The organism is Sphaerochaeta globosa str. Buddy (assembly GCF_000190435.1).
Lineage (GTDB): Bacteria > Spirochaetota > Spirochaetia > Sphaerochaetales > Sphaerochaetaceae > Sphaerochaeta > Sphaerochaeta globosa.
Window position 1 is genome coordinate 1,764,845 of sequence record NC_015152.1, and the last position, 23,341, is coordinate 1,788,185.

Below are 23,341 nucleotides of genomic sequence, written 5' to 3' on the forward strand. Positions count from 1 at the left end.
CCTGCTCCTACAAGCCTTGGCTGCTAATCGAGCTGCCGTCGACTATACGAGAGAGAGCACTGACCAATACCTTCTTATCTGAAAGATTTAAGGCAGGATCTACACTCTGTATTGCAGTCTGGTCACCAAACTGATCGATAATCTGAATTTCAACAAGCTGTGCCGTATTATTTTGCGCTACGAATACATACGTTGTATCATTGCGGTCAACGATTGCGGCATTGGGGACTAAGGTATAGACAGGAGCATCAGCATTATAGATGGTAACCTGGGCGGTAATACCTGCCCTGATCAAATCCACTCGAGGATTCTCAAAGTCGACGTACACTGTCCAGCTGCCGGTTCTGCTGTCACTGGAAGCACTGATGGCACTGACAGATCCTTGTGCTGTTATGGTTTCAGTTGGAGTTGCAATGACTATGTCGGCTTTCGCTCCTTCCTTGATCAGAAAAAGCTGGGATTGCCCTACTGCAAGGGTTACTCTGAGATGAGCCAGGTCGACAATACGTGCCACCTGGGTACCTGATGTCAGTAGATCGCCGACAACCAGTTTCGCAACCTCAGCCACACTCCCCGCTATGGGAGTGGTAATACTCATGTTCGACAGAGTATTGCGGGCATTCTGCAACTGGGCTGATAGACCGTCTGCCGTCGAGCGGGAGCTATTGAGGGCGGACAGTGAAATAGCCCCTTTTGCATAGAGCTGTTCATTGACGCCAAGTTCCTTCTGGGCATTCTCACTCTGTTTCTCGAGCTGGCTCAACGTAAGATTGGCTACCTTGTCATCGAGCTCGATCAACACATCACCTTTTTGCAAGGTACTTCCCAGCGTTACCTGAATTGTATTGATCTCACCGCTCGTGCGTGCTTTCACACTTACTTCCTGCTGGCCTTGAATTGTCCCGCTGCCAACAACCTTGTCACGCAAAGCCTTGGTCTGCACCGCAACCGCTGACGAGACAATTTGGGTATAGTCCGTCGCTGAAGCAACCACTTCGACTGCAACAGGATCTTCCTGTTGTGCCTTTGCACACGAAGTTGCCAACATCATAATGGCCACCAAGGGGAGAATCCAGCGAACCGATTGCCTCAACTGCATACATACCTCAAATGGGAAAATAGTTTTTAGGAATTAGTTTCAATAAGTATACAGATAATAATTTCCCTAGACAAGAGAAGCCTTGTCCATTGGTCCTCTGCTTGCAGTTTACTAAAACTTCTTGTATAATAACCATATAGCTTTCAGCACACCATCTCACTATTCCCATTTTATTGTGTGAATACTCCGTGCCTATGACGGAGAATCAGAGGAGTAACCATACGAGTGCTGGGCTTACAAACACCCTATGCGTACCAAAACACGAGAAATTGCAATCCTTCGTTTCACAACCTTTGTGTGTCTATTCTTCGGCATATTGGGAGTGGCGGCTTCCCAGCTCGCCCACTCACGCTCGCTGCTTCTGGACGGACTCTACTCACTCATTCAAAGCCTGTTCATTCTTGGATCCGGGCGTATCGTTTCGTTGCTGTTTACCAGTGACGACCAACGATTTCCTTTTGGCTTTGCCGCTTTTGAGCCCTTCTTTCTGGTTATCCGGTCACTGACACTGCTGATTATGGTCCTTAGCATCGGATTCTCAGCGTTCCTCTCACTTTTCAATGGTGGGTATGCAATATCCGTAGACATCGCCCTGCCGATCTCAGTCCTTTCACTGCTGGTCTGTGCCGTGGTGTACAGCATCCTCAAGCGAGAAGCAACCAAACTGAACAGCCCGGTGCTCAGAGCTGAGAGCAAAGCTTGGTTGCTGGATACACTGCTCAGTTTTGCTTCAATGTCGGCGATGGTGATCGCTCAAATAGCACTAAGATTTTCCTTTTCCGGATTGATGCGATACATCGACCCATGCTTAACTCTAGGATTCCTAATCTGCGTGATTCCACTCTTGACCAAGGATTTGGTCCAGTACAGCAAGGAACTCTTGGGAGCTGCCCCAACAAGCTCGACCCAGACAGCCTTGGAAAAGATTGCGTACAGATTCGTTCGCAAGTATGACTTTTTGAAAGCCGAAGTATTTGCATCCAAACAGGGTAGATCCTTGAATGTACTCATGTATGTCTTCTTGAAAGAAGAACGACCACTGTTGCAGCTCGATGCCATCCGCTTGGAAATGCTCAAGGCTCTCTATACCTATAGCAACTGGTGTGAAGCCGACATCATTTTCACCCTTGACGACCGATGGGTGGACTACAACACCTTACCCTCATTGCAGGAAGCTTGAGAGCACTCTTGGCAAAGCGGCATCCCAGAAAGCCCACGTATGGGCGCCGCTTCTCTCTTCATACGTGATTTGTAGCTTGTCAGCGAACGTCTTAACAAATCGTTTGGTATCCTCATACAGAAAGTCTTCCGTCCCACAGGTGACGTAGAGCTTTGGCTGTACCGATGCAAGGGAATCGGCAAGGGCAAACAAGTCGTCCTCACTGCCTGAAAGGCACGCTATCGGCCCAAAGGTATTCTCAAATTCCGAAGGGAATGGGAGCTTTTCATCCGTAAGTCGGTTGGCGAGCGAGACCAAATCGAGGGCACCGCTCATACTTGCGGCAAAGCCATACTGCATAGGTTTGGTCAGTGCTGCCTTAAGCGCTCCATACCCGCCCATTGAAAGCCCCGCAATGGCGGTATCCTCAGCCTTGGTGCTGATCGGCAGGAGCTTGGCAAGCAAACGGGGAAGCTCCTCGGTCAGAAAAGTGAAGTAGGGATATCCCTTCTTCTGGTCAGTGTAAAAACTTCTGCCTACCGAGGGCATAACAACTACTAGTTCCAAGTTCTGTACGTATCGCTCGATATGCGAGTTTCTGAGGTAGCTGGTCTCATTTTGCTTCAGTCCATGCAGTAAATAGAGCACCTTGTACGGTCCTGGACCTACACTAGGACTGCGTTCGCATTTCTGCGGTACAATAATTTGAACAGCAGTATCTACTTTCAGGACATCAGAGAAAAAATCGAGCCGAATGAGCGCCATGGCTGCCTCCAGGTTGGGAGCAACTGTATCGCATTTTCTCTCAAAAAGCCACCCGATACGGTTCTGTAATCTTTACGAAGTCTGATTGTTCTAGCTTTGTAGGGGGAGAAAGCAGATGCGAAGTATTTCACATATAAGACAACATAGCGTTGCTGTATTCATTGTCTGCTCCCTTCTGCTCAGTGGCTGCGGCGTGTACAGCAAGGTGCCATCGGTTACTCCCCAAGCACAAGAATGGGAAGGTCCCCTGCTTGACCGGGCGGATATGGAGCATGTGCACATCGTGGTAAAACCCCGCGAGAAAACCATTGTCCTCAACCTCGATGAGTTGGATGCCGACCTTTCTCTGTTGTCAACGTACATCGATACCAAAGAAAACCAGCACACCCTCCCTGTCAGTGACAGGGGAGAGTACGTGCTGGTAATCCAAAAGCAACAGGAAATTGATTAGCTGATCACATGGGCGCTGATAGCTTCGAAGCTGACCCCTACCAGGTCGCCTACCTGATAGAGGCCTTCTTTCACTGGATTGTACGATATCGCCACAATGGGTTCAGTCCTTCCCTTCACGGATATCTCATACTCAACCGTCGCCCCTAAATAGACTGCTTGTTGTACTACCCCATTGAAAAAAGCCTGTTCGCTGGGTTTCTCAATTTTCAAACCTTCAGGACGAACGACTACAGTTGCACGCTTGCCAACCCTGACATCTTTATTGAATGAGGGGAAAACATACTCTTTTTGGTTGATCTCAATCGTCAATGCAGTATCAATCTTTTTGACCATCCCCTTGAAGAAATTCGCCCTGCCGATAAAGTCAGCCACAAAATGATTGGTAGGTCGGCTGTAAATCTCGAAGGGAGTGCCCAACTGTTGGATTTTTCCTTTGTCCATGACCATAATTCGATCACTTACCGTCATGGCTTCATCCTGGTCGTGCGTGACATAGATACTGGTAATACCGAACTGCTGCTGAATCCTGCGGATTTCCGTTCGCATCTGATCCCTGAGCTTTGCATCAAGGTTGGAGAGCGGCTCGTCGAAGAGAAGCACCCGGGGCTTGGTGACAATGGCACGTGCCAAGGCCACCCGCTGCTGCTGACCACCGGAGAGTTGGCTTGGCTGACGAGAGCCCAAAGCAGAGAGCCCCATGGTGGCCATTATGGTATCGACTTCTGTTTTGATTTGGCTTTTCTTCATGCCCTTCAACTCCAAACCAAAGCCGATATTCTGCTCCACGGTCAAGTGTGGAAATATTGCATACGATTGGAACACCATTGCGGAGTTTCGTTTATTTGCCGGCAGGTCGTTGACCAATTGACCATCGATGAAAACATTGCCTTTGGTTTGTTTCTCAAAACCGCTGATAATGCGCAGCGTCGTTGTTTTTCCACATCCCGAAGGACCAAGGAAGGTAACCATTTCGCCTTCCTTAATCTCGATGTTGACCGTATCCACTGCAGTGAACTCTTTGCTCTTGTCATCCTGGTCGGTAAAAATCTTGGTTACATTTACTAAGGTTACACTCATACAAAACTCCTAGTGGCTGAGAATCGAGCTGGTGGTATGGTATTTCAAGCGAAGAATCAGTTTGATGACACCCATGGCTACCAATATTATTGCTACAAGAATCAGACTGAAGGCTGCTGCAGCTCCGATGCGCCCGCTCTCGACTTGGCTCATAATCTGTACGGTCATCAGCTTCCACCTGGCAGAGACTAAAAATATTGCCGCGCTGATGGCTGTCATACAACGTACAAAACTGAAAATGAGAGAGCTGAAGAAAGCCGGGATCATCAAGGGGAGCGTTACCTTGCGGAACGTCTTGCTGCTGTCAGCACCCAAGTCAACAGCCGCTTCCTCTATGGATGGGTCTATTTGGTTAAGGACAGCCACCCCACCCTGTACTCCTACGGGCAAGTAACGAAAAATGAAATTGAGCAGAAGAATGAGCAGGGTTCCGGTAAGGTAGAGCGGATGATTATTGAAAGCCAGAATGTATCCAATACCTACAACAGTTCCAGGCAGAGCGAAGCTGAGCATGGAGGAAAATTCCATGAACTTTCGTCCCCAGAAACGTTTGCGAACCACCAAAAAGGCTATGACCATACCCAACGTTCCTGCAATCGGAGTCGAAAGCCCTGCAATCGCCAAGGTATCGAGTACCGACTCAAAGCCTACCCGCCATACATAGACGAAATTTTGCAAGGTAAGCTTGTTGCTGTTTCCCCACGACTGGGCAAAGGCACCCCAGATAATGCTCGCATAAACCAAAATAATGAAGGCTGCGATAACACAGCAGACGGCAAACAAAATCCAGCGGGCCTTGGGACTTACCACATCGTTGCTCGACTGGGTTGGTTTTCCGGTCACTGTCACATATTGTTTCTTGCTGACCCAATATTTTTGCAACATGTAGGCCGACACAGAAGGAACCAGTAAAATAAAGGCAAGGGCTGCACCTTTTGCAAAGTTGCCCATACCGGTTATTTCAAGGTATGCTTGGACGCTGAGAATTGGAAACTGGGCACCGGCGAGCACAAGCGGGTTGCCGAAATCAGCAAGAGACTCCACGAACAGCACGAGCATGGAACTGGCAATACCGGGAATTGAGAGAGGAAGGGTGACCTTCCTGAAAATGGTAAAGCGGTTGCCGCCCAAATCCATGGCAGCATCCTCCAAGGTTGGACTGATCGACTCAAGCACTCCGCGTAGTGTTATGTATGCAACAGGAAAGAAGGTCAGTACCTGGGCAAACAGCAATCCTTTTGGACCATACACGTTGGCATCCTGCATGCCCAACAGATATGAGCTCACAAACCCGTTGCGTCCAAAGAGCATTATCACCGCCAATGCTCCGATGAACGGAGGACTGATAATGGGAATTGTGGCGATAAGGTTGAAGAATTTTCTTCCTCGAATGTTTGCACGAGTCAGAGAATACGCAAATACATATGCAATCAAGGTCCCAAGCAGTGCCGTGGCAATTCCCATCCACAGTGAATTGAACAGAGCTTTGAGGTAATACCCATTTGAGTATGTCATCACATCGGTGAAGTTCTTGATGGAGAAGGCTCCATTGACTTGGAAGCTTACTACGATGACCTTGTACAGCGGATAGATGATAAAAAGAATCAACGAGAGCAAGAGCAGCAAAATAACCCCTAACAGAAGTGGATCCTTGCTCAGCCGAATAAAACCATGCCATGAGGAGATGATTCGTTGTTTCATGAAAACCTCAGACCAATGTTCTCCGGTGGATTCCACCGGAGAACAGAAAAAGACTTACTTCTTGGCGGAAAGCACTTCACTGACCCAGCGTTCGACCAATTCAGATTTGCGCGAGCTGTAGTATGCCAAATCAACTCCCACCACGTTGAGGGTGGAGAATGCGGGCATGACAGGATCAATCTCAGCATCGTCGATGACCGGATAGAAGTAGGTACCGGTGGACTTCAGCACATCCTGGCCTTTCTTGCTTACCAACCAATCCATAAAGATTTTGGCTGCTTCGTAGTTCTTGGCACCCTTGAGAATCGAGGCTGCGGGGAACTCGAACCCAAAACCTTCCTTGGGGAATACGATTTCAATCGGCTGTCCATTGGCTTTCATTTGGAAGAATGCCGGAGAGAACTGGATTCCGATTGCGGCATCCCCAACGTTGACGCCCTTCGAGGGTCCGGTGCCGCTGGAGGTATAGGTCTGAATGTTGGCATTCAGTTTTGCCATGTACGCATAGGCTTCATTTTCACCCATGATTTCGATCAGGCTGTAGACCATGGTGGTTGCAGTGCCGCTTGCTTGCGGAGTAGGAACCTGAATGAGGTTCTTGTACTCAGCTCTGAGCAAATCAGCCCAACTGGTAGGCATTTTTGCTCCAGCTTTGGCCAAAGCAACGGTATTCACCCCAAAACAGAGCGGGTTCATGTAGAAACCTCTCCAATACCCTTCAGCATCCTTGAACTCTGCACCAAGGGCTTCGAATGCTTGTCCCTTGTAGGGAATCGTCAAGCCCTGTGTTTTTGCGATAACGTGGTTGTCGCTTGGGGCACCAAGCCAGACATCGGCTTGTGGACGACCACTCTCTGCTTGGATCCTGGTCAAAGCCGGACCGCTGGAGAGCTGGACAAAGCTCGTCTTGATTCCAGAATCCTTGGTAAAGGCATCGAGAATCTTCACGGCATTCGCTTCATCTACACTTGCATAGACGACCAACTCCTTTGCTGCCTGCCCATCCTCCTTGGACCCCTGGGCTGCGAGAGGACTGAACAGACACAGTAGCATGAGCACACCTATCAGTAACTGTTTCATAAGAACCTCCTAAAAAACGTATAGATAATTCTATCATTGATTGGGCGGCAAGCAAGAAAAGGATTTGGCTATTGTAAATCAAAAGTGTTTAAGAACTTATTCATCCAGCGTGAAGGAAAGAAGGACAAACGCTCCATCTTCATTCTTCATCCAGGTCGTACTGCCGTAGCCGTAGGTTGGTTCATGGTAACAAAACGGGACTTCATAGAGGTGGCCTCTTTGGATGGCTTGGGCAATTTGTAGTTGTTGCAAGGGTAGATGGGAGGCAAGAATACGATCATATGTATAGACAAATCCCGTTCGCATCGAAGAAGGAACATAGCTTTCTATCCACGATAGGGAGTAGCTTTCGCTGAGAGCTTGCAGGGCTCTCTCTTCTACACTACCATCTTGTATTTCAACAATTTGACCGATATTTCGGTCCAGAGGAAGCATTGGCTTGGGAGTAGCAAAGAGCGGTGTTGCAAGCATTCCTACAACCATGAACAGTATACAATTTCGTGCAACTCGATACTTTTTCAACACGCCCTTCCTTGCCATTAGGTTTACCATTGCAAATTGTATACCTGTTCCATGCTTTTTTCTAGACATTATACAGCCTTGTGATATTGTATACACATGTGTGTCGTTGGACAACAGAAAAAAAAAGAGGAGAGCAATAACATGAAGATGGGAAAAGTACCGATTTTTGACACGATCAACAAGATTCCTGGTGGCATGATGGTGGTTCCTTTGGTTCTCGGTGTGATTTTCAACACATTCTTCCCTGGAGCTTTGAATATTGGCAGTTTTACCACTGCTTTCTTTAAAACAGGTGCATTGACCTTGATCGCACTCCTGTTTTTCTGTAGCGGCGCCCAAATCAATCTCAAAACTGCCGGTATTTCGTTGTACAAAGGTATAGTTCTCAACTCCAGCAAAGTATTCTTCGGCCTGATCATTGGTGTTATTTTTGCAAAGGTTGCCGGTCCTGGTGGTGCTCTGCTTGGAGTCACTCCCCTGGCCATGATTTCCGCCATGTCAAACTCGAACGGTGGATTGTATACTGCTCTTGCATCCAAATATGGTGATGAATCAGACGTTGGTGCCATCGCAGTCATTTCTTCCAATGATGGACCATTCTTTGAGATGATGTTCATGGGTATTGCCGGCGTTGCAACCATTCCGTTTATGAGTTTGGTCGCTGTCATTGTCCCCATTCTTGCTGGCATGATTCTGGGCAATTTAGACGATAAGTTCCGCGACTTCCTCAAGCCCGGTATGTTCATTGCCATTTTCACCTTCTCCTTCCCCCTTGGAGCAGGCCTGAGTTTCCAGACCATTATCAAAGCAGGTATCCCGGGAATCATCCTTGGTGTCTTGACCTTGATCGTAACCGGTGTTCCTTCCTACTTCATCTACAAGTGGTTGGTACCCAAGAAGATGAGAAGAACCGCTGCAGTTGGTGCCGGTGTCGGAACAACGGCTGGCAATGCTATTGCAACCCCTGCTGCGATTGCAGCTGTCGATCCTTCCTGGTTGCCGTTTGCTGAAAAAGCCACCGTACAGGTTGCTGCAGCCATTATTGTTACGGCAATTTTGGTGCCGTTCCTGGTAGATTTCTTCTATCGCTGGGAACAGAAGCGAGGGTTGATAAATGAACACGCAATCACGGCAACCGTTGAGGTTGACGCAGCAGGCCAACAGCTTTAAGCTATAGGCACTCGTTTGTATACAATTCATCATAAAGACGAGCAAATGCTCGTCTTTATGAGTCTCAGGAGGACCTTATGCATGTGCACAATCCGATAGATCCTACTAACAAAGATCTACTGCTTCCCGAATCTACGGTGATATATGGGATGTCGGCCCCCCCTGCCCTCTCTGATCCCGAGGCTGCCATTCAAAAGGCACTTTCAGCTCCCATCCAAAGCAAACCTCTTTCGGTCATTGCAAAAGAGAAGCTTGGTGCCAACAAGGATGCTTCGGCGGTTATTGTCATCTCTGACAATACCAGACCGGTACCCTATAAAGGAAAAGGAAACATACTTGTTCCCATTCTTACCACCTTGTTGGAAACCGGCTACAAAAGTCAGCATATAACCGTTCTGATTGCTACCGGCACCCATCGACCCATGACCGGCGAAGAGATAGAGCGCATCATCGATCCCTGGGTATTTGCACAAGGAATCGCCGTCGTCAATCATGACTGCAAGGATGAAACAATTCTGACATACCTTGGCAAGACAGAACGCGGCAGCGAAGTAAAGATCAACAGCAGCTATGTAAACGCCGACTTGAAGATTCTCACCGGTTTGGTGGAAAGCCACTTCATGGCAGGGGTGAGCGGCGGCCGTAAGTCGGTATGTCCAGGTTTGATCAGTGAACACGGTACATTCCTCTTCCATGGGGCAAACCTGATGGGCCATCCGGACTCTCGCGACCTCAACTTGAAGGGAAACCCTGTACACGAGGAATCCTTGGCTTTTGCCAAAATGGCAGGAGTTGACTTCATCGTCAATGTAACGCTGGACCACAAGTTTGCCATCACCGGTGTATATGCCGGCGACCTTGAGGCTGCCCACCTTGCCGCTTTCGAAATGGTAAAAGGCTATGCCAAAGTCCCCATCACCGAAGAGGCGGACATTGTCATCACCCACGGTGGCTTTGTCGGGATCAACCACTATCAGAGTGCCAAAGCTGCCTTCGCTTCCATCGGGGCGTTGAAAAAGGACGGGTATCTGATCAGCATCGCCAACTTCACCGACAAGAAAGACATAATCGGTTCGATCACCTATAAAACGGTGCTGGCCATTTTGTCACTGTGTGGGGCTGAAGCCTTGATTAAGGTGCTGCACAGCAAGGACTGGCCGTTCATCCCCGACCAATGGCAAGTGCAAAAGTGGGCGCCTGTATTTGAGAAAATTCCTCTAGACCATTATTACTACTTTGCACCCCAGCTGTCTAAAGCTGACGGACCCGGGCTGCCGGGCATCAATGCCGCAACCCTTACCGACAGCAAGGACTATAGTGAAGTGGTACAAACACTGCTACAAGTCATTTCCAAGCGAGAAAGTGGAAGAAAGCTGAAAATCATCTGGCTCAGTGATGGACCTTATTCCATTCCTTACGTGAAATAACCAGATACTCGTTGCAAAACAGAGAGAGGACTATCCCCTCTCTGTTTTGTATATCCCTAGAGTTTCATACCTATGGATATAGCCTCAAGCAGACTCTTTTCACTGGCGACAAGCTTACCTGCTATATCGAAGGCTGTACCATGGTCAACCGATGTCCTGACAACATCCAAACCTACGGTAATATTCACTCCGCTGTCGAATGCGAGCATTTTCAAGGGAATATGGCCTTGATCGTGATACATCGCCACAACAATGTCGTAGCCTCCCTTCATTGCCTTCAGAAACACGGTATCAGGAGGAATGGGACCTTCAACGGCAATACCTTCCCCGCGGGCTGCTTCAACAGCCGGAATGATGTGCTCTAGCTCTTCGGTACCGAACAGCCCGTTCTCCCCGGCATGAGGATTCAAGCCGGCAACTGCAATCCTCGGACAGGCATACCCTGCTTTCTTGAGGGTTGCATCGGCAAGGTGGATAACATCCAAAACTCGTTCCTTTGTGCAGGCATCACATGCTTGTCGAAGGGAGATATGAGTGGAAACATGAATGGCTTTCAGCTTTTCACTCCACAGCAGCATGGCATACGAAGGACCATGGGAATAGAAGCCGAAAATTTCGGTATGACCGGCGAACTTGTGTCCGGCCAAATGCAAGGCTTCCTTGTTCAAGGGAGCGGTCACCACTGAGGAAATATCCCCTCGTAGGGCAAATTCGATTGATGTACGTACGCTTTGGAATGCCAGCTCCCCACCCAAAGCAGTCACTTTTCCTATCTGGATGTCCGCCAATGTTACCGACGGAATCGGATCATAGAGGTTGATGGCATCCTCTTTCCAACTATCGATGGTTGTAAGGGCATTGAATACAAACCCATAGCCAAGCTCTTGATTGTAATACTCCAAAATTGCATGGCTGCCAAACAAGAGAGCATGCCTTTGATAGAGCTCGTTGGCATACAGTGCCTTCAAGGTGATTTCCGGACCGATCCCGCAGGGATCTCCCAGTGTGATACCAAAACGTTTCATGGTTGTACTCCTATACTTCTCGCAAAACCCGTAGTGAGTAGGCAATGGCATCGTCATTCCCGAAAGCTCCCGCCTTGGTGACGAGCCTGAGTTTTTCATACTTCGTGCCTACCACTTCCAGCAGGGGAAGACCTAAGAGCACCTCCCCAATAATTTCCACCTCGCTGATCTGTAAAAGTTCAAGTATGCCGAAAGCAGTATCCCCGCCGGTTAAAAACAAACCGCCCAAGGCATGAGATTCTATTACATCCTTGGCTATGGTGCTCAAGGCCAATCGTACAGCATTACCCACTTGGCTTTCAGTAAGTCCCATTTGGATGCCCAGCTTCAATGAATCCTCATAGTCTGCGTGTTCAAGCACCGATGAAGCCAATAACAGAACATCCTTGTTCTGGGAGAGGAGGAGACGAACCCGTTCTGCATGGCTATGCAGGCCTTTTTTCTCCAAAAGGTCGCAAACCCCTACACTGACAGTGGAAATACCACGACTTTGTGCATACAGCACCTGCTTACGTGTTACTTCACTCAGGCTTGCTATCAGTCCCAGAACGGGATTGGAAGGGTGATATTGAGTAACCAACGCTTCACCAAGTCCGGCACTCCCTACAAACAATACCTTTTGAGATAAGGAGAGAGCCCATGCAGCGATATGGTTCAAATCTTCGTTGGTGGTGGCATCACAAACGACAACACCCTCCTCTATACTAGGCCAAGACCGTGCCCTGACAGTCTCCAAATCCAAGGAAACCACTTTTTTGGATGAGCTGAACAGCGTATACAGGTTATCCTCAGTTACCGGCTTATGGGGATCCTTTCCATGCTCAGTCTCTTTCAGTGGTTTCCCATGAACCGAAACCACCGAATCCATGCAGATACGCCCCATATCGGGAAATGCTGTTGCAACAACGATGAGATCGGCATGCAGGCAGGTTGCAACCTCAACCACCTCGTCTACAATATTGCCGCGAAGGGTGGAATCGATTTTTTTCATAAAAACAGTGAAAGCCGAGCTATCCAAATCGGCAAGGGAAGAACGCACGACTTCTCTCGCTTTGCCTGGTGCAAGATTTCTCGATTCAGTATCGAGCACCAATGAATACTGGGGAGCAAGCAGTTTGGGTCGGCCGATCTGTACCCTGGTAGGAAATCCTCGGCGCACGAGCTGTAAGCCGGTGTCATTGGCTCCCGTAAAATCATCGGCGATGATCAAGTAAGTTTGCATAGGTTCCTCCCCGATACGGCTATAGTACCATTCTAGCCTGCTCCCCTGCTTGGTTGCCACACTTTTCTCTTTCGCTTTACACAGATTGCTCGGTGTTCTACTATCTAGGCATGCAGCGCACGTATTCATCTTTGCTCAGCAGCCTCTATGGCGAACAACAATTTGGTATTCGTGATCCACTGTGGAAGGATATTCATCTTCCACTCTCCTTCAAACCGATCATCGCAGACCCTGTTTTCCAAAAATTAGGCAGGATTAAACAACTGGGACCCACGTTCCACCTGTATCCGGGGGCGGTTCACACCAGGCTGGACCATAGCCTGGGGGTATACCATATAGGGTTCTCCATCCTTGTCAGCTTGCTCAAACAAGCCATGCATGGTGCCTGTACATTGCCATGCACGGAACAGGGTATGAAAACTTTCCTGTGTGCCTGCCTGCTCCACGATATCGGACATTTCCCCTTTGCGCACTCGCTGAAAGAATTGCCGCTTCAAAGCCATGAAAGCATTGCCAATCGACTTATCTGTGAACAAGGGAATTTCAGGACTGCCATCGAACGTGCCGGCCTTGTGCCCGAACAGGTGGGGAGTATCATCGATGAGCAGGCTGCCTTTGACAGTGAGGAAATCAGCTTGTATCGGAATATTCTCTCTGGTACGCTGGACCCGGACAAGCTCGATTACCTGAACCGTGATGCATTCTTCTGCGGGGTACCGTACGGCACCCAGGATGTGTCCTACATAACAGATAAGCTTTTTGTTGTTGATTCCCACCTTGCAATCACCGAGCAGGCACTAGGGTCGGTGGAACACCTCTTGTTCAGCAAGTACCTGATGTACCGCAATGTGTACTGGCACAAAACAACGCGCAGTGCAACGGCAATGATCAAGAAGGCCGTGCTTCTCTCGCTTTGTGATGGCAGCATCCAAGCAGAAGAACTGTATGCGCTGGATGATGAGCAGTTCTTTTTACTGCCTACTACCAAGCAGTTTCCTGCGGCCTCCCTGTTTACACTCGTGCGTGAGAATCAACTCTATAAGCTGGGCTTCGAAAAACAGTATGAGTCAGGTTCAGATTTGGAGAGCCGAACCGATACCTTGTCCAAGCGGATGGAGTATGAGGCTGCTCTCGCTGCAAAACTTGAGGTGCCTGCATCGCAGATTATTGTCGATATTCCCGAGCCGGTTTCCTTTGAAACAGATATTCCCATTCTCAACGATCAGGGAAAGATTGCGAGCTTCCAGTCCCTGGACCATATATTTTCCTATGATATCGGAAAGGTCTTTACAAAAAGCCTGAGAAAATTCAGAATCTTCACACCCTCCTCCATCCCGGTGCAAGCACTTGAGGAGGCATTGGAGCTCTGAGTACATGGAAAAAATTCCCTATCGCACGCTCATCAACGGCGAGATCCCGCCGTGGGTTATGCGTTTCATCAAACATACCGGCAAAGCCATCAATACCTACTCTATGATCCGCGAGCAGGATACGGTGTTGCTCTCCGCCTCGGGAGGAAAGGATAGCCTCGCCTTGGCCTTGGCCCTTTCGATCCGTCGCAATTGGCTGCCTATCACGTATAATTTGAAGGCTTTGATGATCAACTGGATCGAGCATCCGATTCCCGATGAATTTCGAGAGAAGCTTACTACCTACTTTACCGACCTTGGCTATGATTTTACCATTGTTGATGAACATCAGTACCCAGAATCCTTCAAAGGTGAGTTCAATTGTTATTTGTGCTCCAGAAATCGCCGAAGAGTGCTCTTCAATTATTGTGAAGAACATTCGATAGGTCTCGTGGCCATGGGGCATCACCTCGATGACCTGGTGGAGACCAGTCTGATGAATCTCTGTTTTCGGGCAAACTTTTCCACCATGCAGCCGGTTCAGCCCTTTTTTGATGGGAAAATTCATATTATCCGACCTATGATAGAAATACATGAATCGGTTACCCAACGGCTAGCCGATGTCTATGACTTGCCGGTGGTTAAGCCGGTCTGCCCCTATGACCAAACAAATATCCGAGCCCGTCTGAAACCCATTATCAAAGACCTTTCTCATTTGGACAAACTCAGCCGAGAGCACATATATCATGCCCATCAATTTACGGGCAGGCTGTAACTTGGCTCTTTCAGACCTGTTTACATCAATACCAAGTATATGTGATGATAGAGCTGGAAGGAGGGGTGACGATTTGCTCAGACGCCTAGGTCTGCTTCTACTGATAATCCTGCTTGCAACCCTCCCATTGAGTGCTGAGAGCGAGGGTGATGCTGTTGTGCCCAGTGAGGAAACAGAAATCACGCCAAGCAATACGGAGCAGGAACCTTCTTTTGACACAAATGAGAATACTTGGGGAATCACCGGTGATGATGTTGCAACCGGACTGCTCGAAGGCGTCGCTACTTCCGATGGGTTTTTCGCCCTTTCTTATATGCCGGACTTCAGCATCGGCAAACTTGCTTTTCAGCTGGATGTTAAAATCAAGGGATCGTATGCAACCGACCCCTTTGGATTGTCCTTGGATTTCTCAGACTGGAAAGCTCCAGATCGCCTTGAGAACCAGAGTCTTGATGCATATGCGGTCATCGCACTCAAGCATTACAGTCGTTTCATACGGACCATCCAGTATGGGGAACGCTATGACTCGCTGTATATCCGGTTCGGAAAACTTTTGGGCATTACCCTAGGTGATGGTGCTCTGCTCAACGGCTACTTCGACCGCGGGGTTTCCGTGCGCAGCAGTCGCCCCGGCTTGGAAGTCATGCTTGATGGAACATTGTTGGGAATCCCGGATGCAGGCTTTCAATTCATCACCAACGATGTCTTTAAACCCACACTCACGGCGTGGAGACTTTTTTCCAGGCCACTGAACGAATATCCCGAGTATAAAACTATTTCCAATGTACAAATCGGTCTTTCCTTCGCCCAGAGTCCTAAACTGCTCGACCTTGAGGACAGACAACTACTCGGTCGAAAACTCATCGCACTGGACCTCTCTATTCCGATTATTACCTGGAGCTGGTTCAATGTTGATTTCTTTACCGATCTTCTCGCACAATCTCCCGATAACGGCTCAAGTAAGCCGGCATTCGCCTACCGGTACGGCCTTTGGGGTCATACGAAAAGCTTTTTTGTATTCAACACGAGTGTGACAGTTCCAACTTTCGGTCACTATTATACTGATTACTTTGCCTCAGATTTTGAGAATCGAACTGCACAGGATCTACAAAATCTCATTCTTGAGTTGGGGACTTCACGACTCGATGGGATGTTCGGCCTGAACTTTGTGCGGGATGGGGTGTACCTCAGAGCAAAAATGACAAGTAATTACACCTCTGGATCTTACCATGACTACCGTTTCCTTGCAAATGCACGCATAGACAAGCGATTATTCAATATCGTCTCGCTAGACTTGAGCTATGAAAAGCTTTATCCTACCAGTACCGGAGAAAGGTTCTTTGAGGGCTTGCAGACACTACGCAATGTAATACTTTCTGCCTCTGCAGTAGTCAAAGTCAAACCGTACTCTTTTGATCTTGGACTAAGCATCCTTTTTGATGACCAAGCCCAAGCAACCTATACGTTAGATACTGCAGTAAGGGTTTCAATCCTGTAACTTCAGTGCAGGGAGTGTATATGAATCGGTTATGCAAGCATGTTGGTCTGCTTCTCTTGGCCGCCTGCCTCATAGGGAATCTGTATGCTGATGAATCTGTGTTCATCGGCGATGGCGATATCAGCGCCCTGAAACTCTACGACAGTCAAGGCAACCCACTCGATGCAACCAGTGAAAATGCTAGCCAGATCGGTGAGGGGTGGATTATCCAGAACCCCGACACACCCATACTCATCATTACACCCAGGGGGACCATCAATGTGTATGAAGGCTCCTTGTTGGTCACCGGCAATCTATCCAGCAAAAATTCCGACTTGTACCTAGTTTCAGGAAAAGCCACCTTCAACACGTATGCAATGGAAGGGGGAGTGCTTACGGTAACCACCCCTGTCTCCCGCCACCGACTCGAAGGGGATGGGGAGATGTTGGTCATTACCACCGAGGGGGAGGAAAGTGTCACTTCCTTTACCGGTACGGTAGAATCGTTCAACGCCTTGACGGGGTTCACCCGAACCATACGGCCATTCGACAAGTTGTTCATGCAGGAAGAGAGTGCCAGGCCCCAGCCGATTGAGATTGGATATTATCTGACCTATGCAACCTACCCTGACATGATGCTTGCACGACAGATTGTGCAGAATCTTTCAGCTCCGATTGTTGCTCCTAAGCCGATGGCCCCTAAGGCCCGAACAACTGAATTGGTGATCGAGCAACCGGAAGTAGAGAAGGTTACCATCGCAGCTTTGGCTGAACCCGTAAGCAGTTTGGTTGTAACGCAGCAGAAACCTTTTATTCCGGAACAAGTACAGGTCATTTCAGTAGCGGTGCAACCGATTGCCGTACCGCAACCGGTACGGACGCTTACTTCAACCATACTCAAAGCACCCTCCTCCAGGATTATCGTTACGGTGCGCCCCATGGTTGCCGACATTCCGTCTGCGCCTAAGGCAACAACATCGGTTCAAGTGCCTTCTGCACCCTCTCAAGTTACTACGATGTCTGAACTAGACGTACCTAGTGTAGTTCAGCAGGAAAGTCTTGACGTTTCCCTTCCCCTTGAAGAGCCCGCTACCATGGTAATGCAACCGGAGGATACACGTTCAGCAGCAATTCCCTTGCAGAACATAGAGGCCGAGGTAATCGAGCCGATTCCTGCAAGTGAACAAGCGGCCGTTGAGCAGCCAAGCGAAGCAGTACTTTCTACGACCCCGGTTTTGACCAGTACCCCCAGCCTGCTCACCTCTTCCGATGCCGAACGGATTGGGGGGTCCTTTGGGTTGGTTGCAGACTATCGATTCCAATTGGATGGGACGAATGCAAACTCCTTCAGCCATCGGCTCATCGTAAAGCCCTTTTTCACCAAGGGTCCCTTCAGCCTATCGTTGCAGTCGAATATAGAGACCCAGGATTTCTCTTCATTTACCAGTAATACCAATCCTATTCCTTCTTCGACACTTGCTCGGCTCTCCTATGCATTCTCCTACGTGGACCAACTGAGAATCGGCTACAGCACGTCTGCCTTCTATCTGGTATTGGACCACACCAGAAGCATGGTCAGTGATATGACCAGTTTCACAGCCCCCCAATTCGGAGAAAGCAGCAAGTTGGTCCTGCAAAACCAAATCAAGGCAGGTCCTTTCACCTTGATCACAGCCTTCGACGATTTGTATCTGACAAACCTCTTGGCAAACCGGGCTCAATTTGGTTCTTCCATCCTTCAGTTTACCCCGTCAGGCGGATATCCGCTCACCATCGCACTCGGTGCCTTGGCAAAAGTGGAGAAGACACCCTCTAATTCGGTGAATCTCTATCCCCTGCTCAGCTTCCGCTTCCCGGTAATCAATACCAGAACAACCCAGTTCAGTGCTATCCTGCAAGCTCACGGGTACCTGCCTGTCTATCCTTCATTTGATACCGACCAATTCATCGACACCTCGCTTGCAACCTTCTTCCCCAATTACTCCTTGGGAGCTGGATTTGCCATTAAGCGCAACCAATTCTCAGCCAAGATTCTTGCCTCCTTGAACGAGGGAAAGAATCATAACCTGTTGGTCAATGATTTTGCCTATGCGGGCATTGACACCTCCTACGCTTCCACTGTCGATCTTCTTACCGACATACGGTATGAGGGTACAGGATTTGAATCGAAAGTAGTTTGGAATGTGCCCTTTACAGCTTCGTTTGCCATAGCCACCCTGAGTGGAGGTCATGCAGCTGATTACAGCCAGCTTTCACTCGGAGTAAAAATCAAGAAGGCTTCATTTGGTCTAGGAATTTCCAACCTCGGCCTTTTTGACACGCTACAAGCAATTTTCGCTGGAACAGCGAGGTATACTACGCTGTTGGGTGGCACCTATGCGACCAGTTACCTCTATGCCAGCTATGAGTTTGGTATTGCAAGTCTTTTGGCTAAGGTTACCTACCCTGTTTCAAGTTCAGCATATACAGTGCCGGTTGTGAGCCTGACTGCACGCCTGAAGCTCAGTAAGGCCTTCTAGCTTTTGCGCTTCGGCCTCTTCTGTGATAGAGTCTTGCTATGAAGATTAAACTACTCGATCCCTTGGTAGCACAGCGTATAGCTGCCGGGGAGGTCATTGAACGACCAGCCTCAGTGATACGGGAGCTCTTGGACAACGCCCTCGATGCTGGAAGCAAATCCATTGTTGCCAGTGTCATCGAGGGGGGACTTGAAGAGATCAAGGTTATTGATGACGGTGAAGGCATAGAGAGAGAGGACCTACCTCTTTTGTGTGAGAGCCATGCCACCAGCAAGGTACGCGAGCTTGATGACTTGTATCATATCAAGAGCATGGGATTCCGCGGTGAGGCACTGTACAGTATCGCCTCTGTTTCCAGAATTACCATCGCCAGCAGTTTTCAAGGCCAAGAGCCCTACCAAATCACCGTAGACAACGGAAGAAAGGAAGCAGTTCTGCCCGGAGGCCCGCGTACCGGTACCATGGTGACGGTAGAGGGCCTGTTCAAAGAGCTTCCTGCAAGAAGGCAGTTTCTCAAGCGGCCTTCCACGGAAGCCACCATGGCCAGGGCGGTTCTGCTTGAGAAGGCGTTGGCGTTCCCCGATCGAGCCTTTCGTTTCATCAGCGACCAGACAGTACGGGTGGATTTGGTACCGACAACCAGAAAACAACGTGTCCTGGATGTATTGTTGCTCAATCAGAATATCGTAAGCTCTGAAATGCTTGAGCTGTACGATAGTGCCGGCCGTTTCGACCTCTATGCAGTCTGTTCTTCCCCCGCTTTCTCGCGCAGTGACCGCTCCCATATAAAAATCTATGTGAACAATCGTCCGGTTGACGAGTACTCACTGGTGCAGGCAGTAACCTATGGGTATGGAGAACTTCTCGCAGGAGGTTCGTTTCCGTATTGCTATCTCTTCATCGACGTTGATCCCACACTGGTCGACTTCAACATACACCCAACAAAACGAGAGGTGAAGCTACGCAACAAAGCTGAAATTCATCATCAGGTGGTCAGCATGATTGCAAGCCAAATCAAGCGAACCATTCCACGGTTGGTGAAACAGGAGTTGGAAGCTGAAGCTTCCCCTTTGCTTGCTCCGCTGTATGAGACAAAACCGAGTTCTTATCAGGCTTCGGAGCGCTCAAACCGGTATGAAGCCCCTTCGCAAAAGGCTCCGCTCGATAGTGAATGGTTCCAGAAAGCAAGAGAATTGCTGGAAGGAAACCGGATGCAAGCATCTCGCACAACCGAGTCACAGGACATCTGGGCCGAACAGGAAGACGAACAGGAGTTTATCTACCTTGGGCAGGCATTCAACCTTTTTCTGGTTGCCCAGAAAAAAGATGACTTGTTCCTGGTTGACCAGCATGCGGCCCACGAACGCTTGATATTTGACGAGGTGAGGGAGAAAAAGAACATTCAGCAGTTGATGATCCCTCTCTCTTTTGAAGTGGAACGGGATGTTGACACCTACTTATTGGAACATCAGGATGTATATCTGAATCTCGGTATCAAGCTTGAGCGAACGGAAGACCTGCTTTGGCAGATCTCTTCCTTACCTGGCTTGTACCGCAATATCGAGGCGCAGCTGGTTTCTTTCATCCAGAAGACTACCGGTGATACCCAAGAAGTAGAAAAGGGACTCTATGCCGTTGTTGCCTGCCATGCGGCGATTAAAGCCGGTGATACGGTTGACAGAATGATGGCACTATCGCTCTTGACCAAGGTTTTTCAACTCGACGAGCCTACTTGCCCGCATGGAAGAACCTTCGTGGTGCGATTGAACAAGGAAGAATTGATGAAAGCGGTACAGCGTACTTAGCGGTAGACGATGTAGCGTACCGTTTGGTCCTGCACTAAAACGCTTGCCTTAGAAACTCCCTCTTGCAGGGTAATGGGTTCGTTCTGCTGTATTTGGCGGGTCTCAAGCAATGCTTCATCTGCATCATACAGGCTGAGCTGACCAAGCCCTTCATGCAGATGCAGGGTGTAGGTTTCTGCATCATACCCAACGATATCTTTTGGCATCGTATAGCTGACAAGAAAGGTTTCTTCCAACGTTTGTCCGTCGTCGTTGAGGATGGACAGTTTCCACTCCCCTTCAGGCAGCATGACATTCCTGCCCATACTAAGTGGGCCTACCGTGTAGGTATCCTTCTCATCACCTTCGATGGTGAGGGTCCAAGAGCTTACCTGATTGCTGGCAACAAGGTAAATCTGCTTCTGGCTTGGTTCACCTTGGATGGAAAAGGAAAGGATGAGTTCCTGCATCATGCTGTTCTCAGCAGGATATACCTGCGTCTGCACATTGGCTTGCAGGTTAACCACCTCAAGCTCCTCCCTGCTGCAACTTGTGAGCAGGAGGAGGAGAAGCAGGAAAAAAGCTATGAATTTATACTTGCGTTGCAAGATATGACCGAACCGGGTTTGCATATGCGTTGAGGGCATAGAGTCGGACATCCTCTCTTGCACCCTTGAATCGGTAGAGGAACGCTTCAGAATCGAAATTCTGATACGAGGAAGCAAATCGACTGCCACCCTCAAGATAGTCATACGCAAAGAGATTGGTCGGCCAAAGCTTGTACAGTGTATGGATTTGCCTGTCCACTTCCTGGGCAACCTGTTCGGAGTTCTCATAGAAACCCTGAATGGGCTTGCCGAAGGCAATATGTACGTTGCCCTTGTAGCCCTTCATACCACGGGATATGGAGATGAGGTCCTCATATCGCTTCTTGGTATGTTCACCGCTCTTGATGCGTGCCACTTCCTCACCAGCCTTGATCAGGTCGCAGGGATCGTACTCATAACTCACGGCGATTGGAACTATCCGACAGCGGTTGACTACCTCGTTAAAGGTCACTCCCTTCTGTTTCTGGGAGAGGTGAAGCATTTTAATAATTGCAGGGGTGGTGACATCGAGTCCATCCTTCGCCCGCCCACTCTTCTGGGCGACCCAGATGGACTTGTTCTCTTCGGTGATCAACTCAACGAAATAAGAACTCAAGCGAATTGATTCCAGATATTTCTCACGCATCGGCAGTGTTCGCTTGACGGTAACCCCTCCATTGAGCTTGAAGAGGTCGGTGACGAATTGATTGGTCAAGAGGTTGTCCCCGATCGCCATCTCACAGGGCATTCTATCAGCCTTAATCAGGGCAAGGTCGATCAATGCACAGTCGAGCACGATGTCCCGATGATTGCTCATAAACAGATAGGAAAGTTCCTTCTCGGTTTGTTCGGCACCACTATACGAGAAAGTATTGACGCTCTTTTGGATGATGGCTGGCAAGAAAATTCCTGCGGTGATATACCGCTGAAAATCTTCATAGCTCTGTACCTTTGCAAGAATTTTTGCAATATAAGCGGCACTTTCAGATAGCTGCTTCTGTTGCTCAGCCGTTTCGGATGGACCCAACGAAGCAAGAATCTTGTAAAGGGCATCCTTGTTCTCAAGAATGCGTGTTATGGCGTCACAAACAGCCTGCCCCCGGTAGGGAGCTATATCATCATACTTTGTAATATCCATGGCTCAACCCTTTTGTGCATCCAGGATTGACTTCATGTACTGCACACGCTCCCATTTGGCTGGGTCGGGCATACGCTCCTGTGCGAGTTTTCCATTGAAGTCAGAAATCTTGGAGTAGGAGTGTGAATCCATCCACTGTGCAAGCTCCGACTCTATCTTTGCTACAGAAGAGAGTCCCTGTTTCAAAAGGACGGAGCACAGCTGAACGGCCTTGGCCCCGGCAAGCAACTGCTTAATGACAGTGCTACCGCTATAAATACCGGTGGAGGCGCAAATATCATAGCGGACCTCGTCGCTCATCAAAGCGGTCCACCTCAGTGAAAGTGCATATTCATCCTTGCTGCTGAGCATTTGGGCCGGCACCAAGGAAAGTTTTTCAATGTCGATGTCAGGGCTGTAGAACCTATTGAACAGGACCACACCATCGATGGACAGCTCGTCGAAACGTCGGAGCATGTTGGCCAGGGACGAAAAAGAAGGCCCCATCTTCAGACTCAGGGGAAGCTTGATCTGCTTGCGAGCTGCCTTGACCAAAGAAAGGTACTCTTTCTCAATGGCATTTCCCTCTACTTCAACATCAGCTGCGACCGTATAGTGGTTGAGTTCGATAGCATCGGCACCACAAGCAGCAAAGCGGTTTGCATATTCAATCCAGCTGCCACTCTGACGGCAGTTGATGGATGCGATTACAGGAATCTGCAAAGAGCGTTTGGCATCCTCAAGCAGGGTAAGGTATGCATCTATGTGTCGCTCCATGCTTGCACCCTTCACAAAGCCATACGCATCCGCATGGGCAAGATACTCTTCTGCCCCATCAACGGCACTGTCGCTATCCACGTCGATCTGTTCCTCAAAGATAGATTTCAAAACCACTGCGGAAAGACCAGCGTCCTCACAACGCTTAAGGTTGTCCAACGATGCGGTCAGGGGACTACTTCCTGCAATAAGGGGGTTTTTAAGCTTCAATCCAAGATATGATGTAGACAGGTCTGCCATGATGTTCTCCTCAACT

General features: G+C 49.0%; 20 protein-coding genes. 9 read left to right on the forward strand and 11 right to left on the reverse strand.

The window, feature by feature from the left end:
* Positions 1-7: 7 nt before the first annotated feature.
* On the reverse strand, positions 8-1,099 hold the full coding sequence (locus tag SPIBUDDY_RS08245; protein ID WP_013607295.1) for an efflux RND transporter periplasmic adaptor subunit: 1,092 nt from the start codon (positions 1,097-1,099) through the stop codon (positions 8-10).
* Between the two features lie 247 nt (positions 1,100-1,346).
* Here SPIBUDDY_RS08245 and SPIBUDDY_RS08250 point away from each other — a divergent pair, with 247 nt between their 5' ends.
* On the forward strand, positions 1,347-2,279 hold the full coding sequence (locus SPIBUDDY_RS08250) for a cation efflux transmembrane domain-containing protein (RefSeq protein ID WP_013607296.1): 933 nt from the start codon (positions 1,347-1,349) through the stop codon (positions 2,277-2,279).
* Here SPIBUDDY_RS08250 and SPIBUDDY_RS08255 read toward each other — a convergent pair.
* Positions 2,262-3,023 carry an alpha/beta hydrolase gene (locus SPIBUDDY_RS08255; protein ID WP_013607297.1) on the reverse strand — a complete coding sequence of 254 codons (762 nt, stop codon included), beginning with the start codon at positions 3,021-3,023 and terminating at the stop codon, positions 2,262-2,264. The two genes, SPIBUDDY_RS08250 and SPIBUDDY_RS08255, sit on opposite strands and share 18 nt — an antisense overlap.
* A gap of 115 nt (positions 3,024-3,138) precedes the next feature.
* On the opposite strand from SPIBUDDY_RS08255, the gene SPIBUDDY_RS08260 reads away from it, so the two are divergent.
* Entirely contained in the window at positions 3,139-3,474 is a 336-nt protein-coding gene (locus tag SPIBUDDY_RS08260) for a hypothetical protein (RefSeq protein WP_013607298.1), read from the forward strand.
* On the opposite strand, the gene SPIBUDDY_RS08265 is transcribed toward SPIBUDDY_RS08260, so the two are convergent.
* The 4 genes from SPIBUDDY_RS08265 to SPIBUDDY_RS08280 form a co-directional block, all read right to left on the reverse strand.
* Positions 3,471-4,553 carry an ABC transporter ATP-binding protein gene (locus SPIBUDDY_RS08265; RefSeq protein ID WP_013607299.1) on the reverse strand — a complete coding sequence of 361 codons (1,083 nt, stop codon included), beginning with the start codon at positions 4,551-4,553 and terminating at the stop codon, positions 3,471-3,473. The genes SPIBUDDY_RS08260 and SPIBUDDY_RS08265 overlap by 4 nt on opposite strands.
* 9 nt (positions 4,554-4,562) lie before the next feature.
* Positions 4,563-6,254, reverse strand: coding sequence for an ABC transporter permease (locus tag SPIBUDDY_RS08270; RefSeq protein WP_013607300.1), 1,692 nt, complete (start codon positions 6,252-6,254; stop codon positions 4,563-4,565).
* A 54-nt stretch (positions 6,255-6,308) separates the two neighbouring features.
* On the reverse strand, positions 6,309-7,334 hold the full coding sequence (locus tag SPIBUDDY_RS08275; protein WP_013607301.1) for an ABC transporter substrate-binding protein: 1,026 nt from the start codon (positions 7,332-7,334) through the stop codon (positions 6,309-6,311).
* A gap of 96 nt (positions 7,335-7,430) precedes the next feature.
* Positions 7,431-7,856, reverse strand: coding sequence for a hypothetical protein (locus SPIBUDDY_RS08280; RefSeq protein ID WP_172634192.1), 426 nt, complete (start codon positions 7,854-7,856; stop codon positions 7,431-7,433).
* A 141-nt stretch (positions 7,857-7,997) separates the two neighbouring features.
* Between SPIBUDDY_RS08280 and SPIBUDDY_RS08285 the strand changes: the two genes are divergently transcribed.
* Complete coding sequence (locus SPIBUDDY_RS08285; protein ID WP_013607303.1) at positions 7,998-9,026, forward strand: 2-keto-3-deoxygluconate permease; 1,029 nt, start codon at positions 7,998-8,000, stop codon at positions 9,024-9,026.
* A 77-nt stretch (positions 9,027-9,103) separates the two neighbouring features.
* On the forward strand, positions 9,104-10,453 hold the full coding sequence (locus SPIBUDDY_RS15685; protein ID WP_013607304.1) for a lactate racemase domain-containing protein: 1,350 nt from the start codon (positions 9,104-9,106) through the stop codon (positions 10,451-10,453).
* A 56-nt stretch (positions 10,454-10,509) separates the two neighbouring features.
* On the opposite strand, the gene pdxA is transcribed toward SPIBUDDY_RS15685, so the two are convergent.
* Complete coding sequence (pdxA, locus tag SPIBUDDY_RS08295) at positions 10,510-11,478, reverse strand: 4-hydroxythreonine-4-phosphate dehydrogenase PdxA (protein WP_013607305.1); 969 nt, start codon at positions 11,476-11,478, stop codon at positions 10,510-10,512.
* A gap of 10 nt (positions 11,479-11,488) precedes the next feature.
* Positions 11,489-12,700, reverse strand: a complete 1,212-nt coding sequence (locus SPIBUDDY_RS08300; protein WP_013607306.1) for a four-carbon acid sugar kinase family protein — start codon at positions 12,698-12,700, stop codon at positions 11,489-11,491.
* Between the two features lie 110 nt (positions 12,701-12,810).
* Between SPIBUDDY_RS08300 and SPIBUDDY_RS08305 the strand changes: the two genes are divergently transcribed.
* The 5 genes from SPIBUDDY_RS08305 to mutL all read left to right on the forward strand — a co-directional run bounded on the left by SPIBUDDY_RS08305 (position 12,811) and on the right by mutL (position 20,625).
* Entirely contained in the window at positions 12,811-14,070 is a 1,260-nt protein-coding gene (locus SPIBUDDY_RS08305) for an HD domain-containing protein (RefSeq protein WP_013607307.1), read from the forward strand.
* A gap of 4 nt (positions 14,071-14,074) precedes the next feature.
* Positions 14,075-14,824, forward strand: coding sequence for a PP-loop family protein (locus tag SPIBUDDY_RS08310; RefSeq protein ID WP_013607308.1), 750 nt, complete (start codon positions 14,075-14,077; stop codon positions 14,822-14,824).
* Positions 14,825-14,897: 73 nt separating this feature from the next.
* Positions 14,898-16,322 (forward strand): hypothetical protein, encoded by a 1,425-nt coding sequence (locus SPIBUDDY_RS08315; protein WP_013607309.1) that lies wholly within the window; start codon positions 14,898-14,900, stop codon positions 16,320-16,322.
* A gap of 20 nt (positions 16,323-16,342) precedes the next feature.
* Entirely contained in the window at positions 16,343-18,820 is a 2,478-nt protein-coding gene (locus SPIBUDDY_RS08320; protein ID WP_013607310.1) for a hypothetical protein, read from the forward strand.
* A gap of 38 nt (positions 18,821-18,858) precedes the next feature.
* A complete protein-coding gene (gene mutL, locus SPIBUDDY_RS08325; protein WP_013607311.1) occupies positions 18,859-20,625 on the forward strand; it encodes a DNA mismatch repair endonuclease MutL in 1,767 nt (588 codons plus the stop codon).
* On the opposite strand, the gene SPIBUDDY_RS08330 is transcribed toward mutL, so the two are convergent.
* The 3 genes from SPIBUDDY_RS08330 to SPIBUDDY_RS08340 all read right to left on the reverse strand — a co-directional run bounded on the left by SPIBUDDY_RS08330 (position 20,622) and on the right by SPIBUDDY_RS08340 (position 23,325).
* A complete protein-coding gene (locus tag SPIBUDDY_RS08330; protein WP_155816086.1) occupies positions 20,622-21,131 on the reverse strand; it encodes a hypothetical protein in 510 nt (169 codons plus the stop codon). The genes mutL and SPIBUDDY_RS08330 overlap by 4 nt on opposite strands.
* A 64-nt stretch (positions 21,132-21,195) precedes the next feature.
* Positions 21,196-22,329 carry a 1-acyl-sn-glycerol-3-phosphate acyltransferase gene (locus tag SPIBUDDY_RS08335; protein WP_013607313.1) on the reverse strand — a complete coding sequence of 378 codons (1,134 nt, stop codon included), beginning with the start codon at positions 22,327-22,329 and terminating at the stop codon, positions 21,196-21,198.
* 3 nt (positions 22,330-22,332) lie between these two features.
* The gene (locus SPIBUDDY_RS08340; protein WP_013607314.1) at positions 22,333-23,325 is read right to left on the reverse strand and encodes a dihydroorotate dehydrogenase-like protein; all 993 of its coding nucleotides are present in this window, start codon (positions 23,323-23,325) and stop codon (positions 22,333-22,335) included.
* Positions 23,326-23,341: the final 16 nt, after the last annotated feature.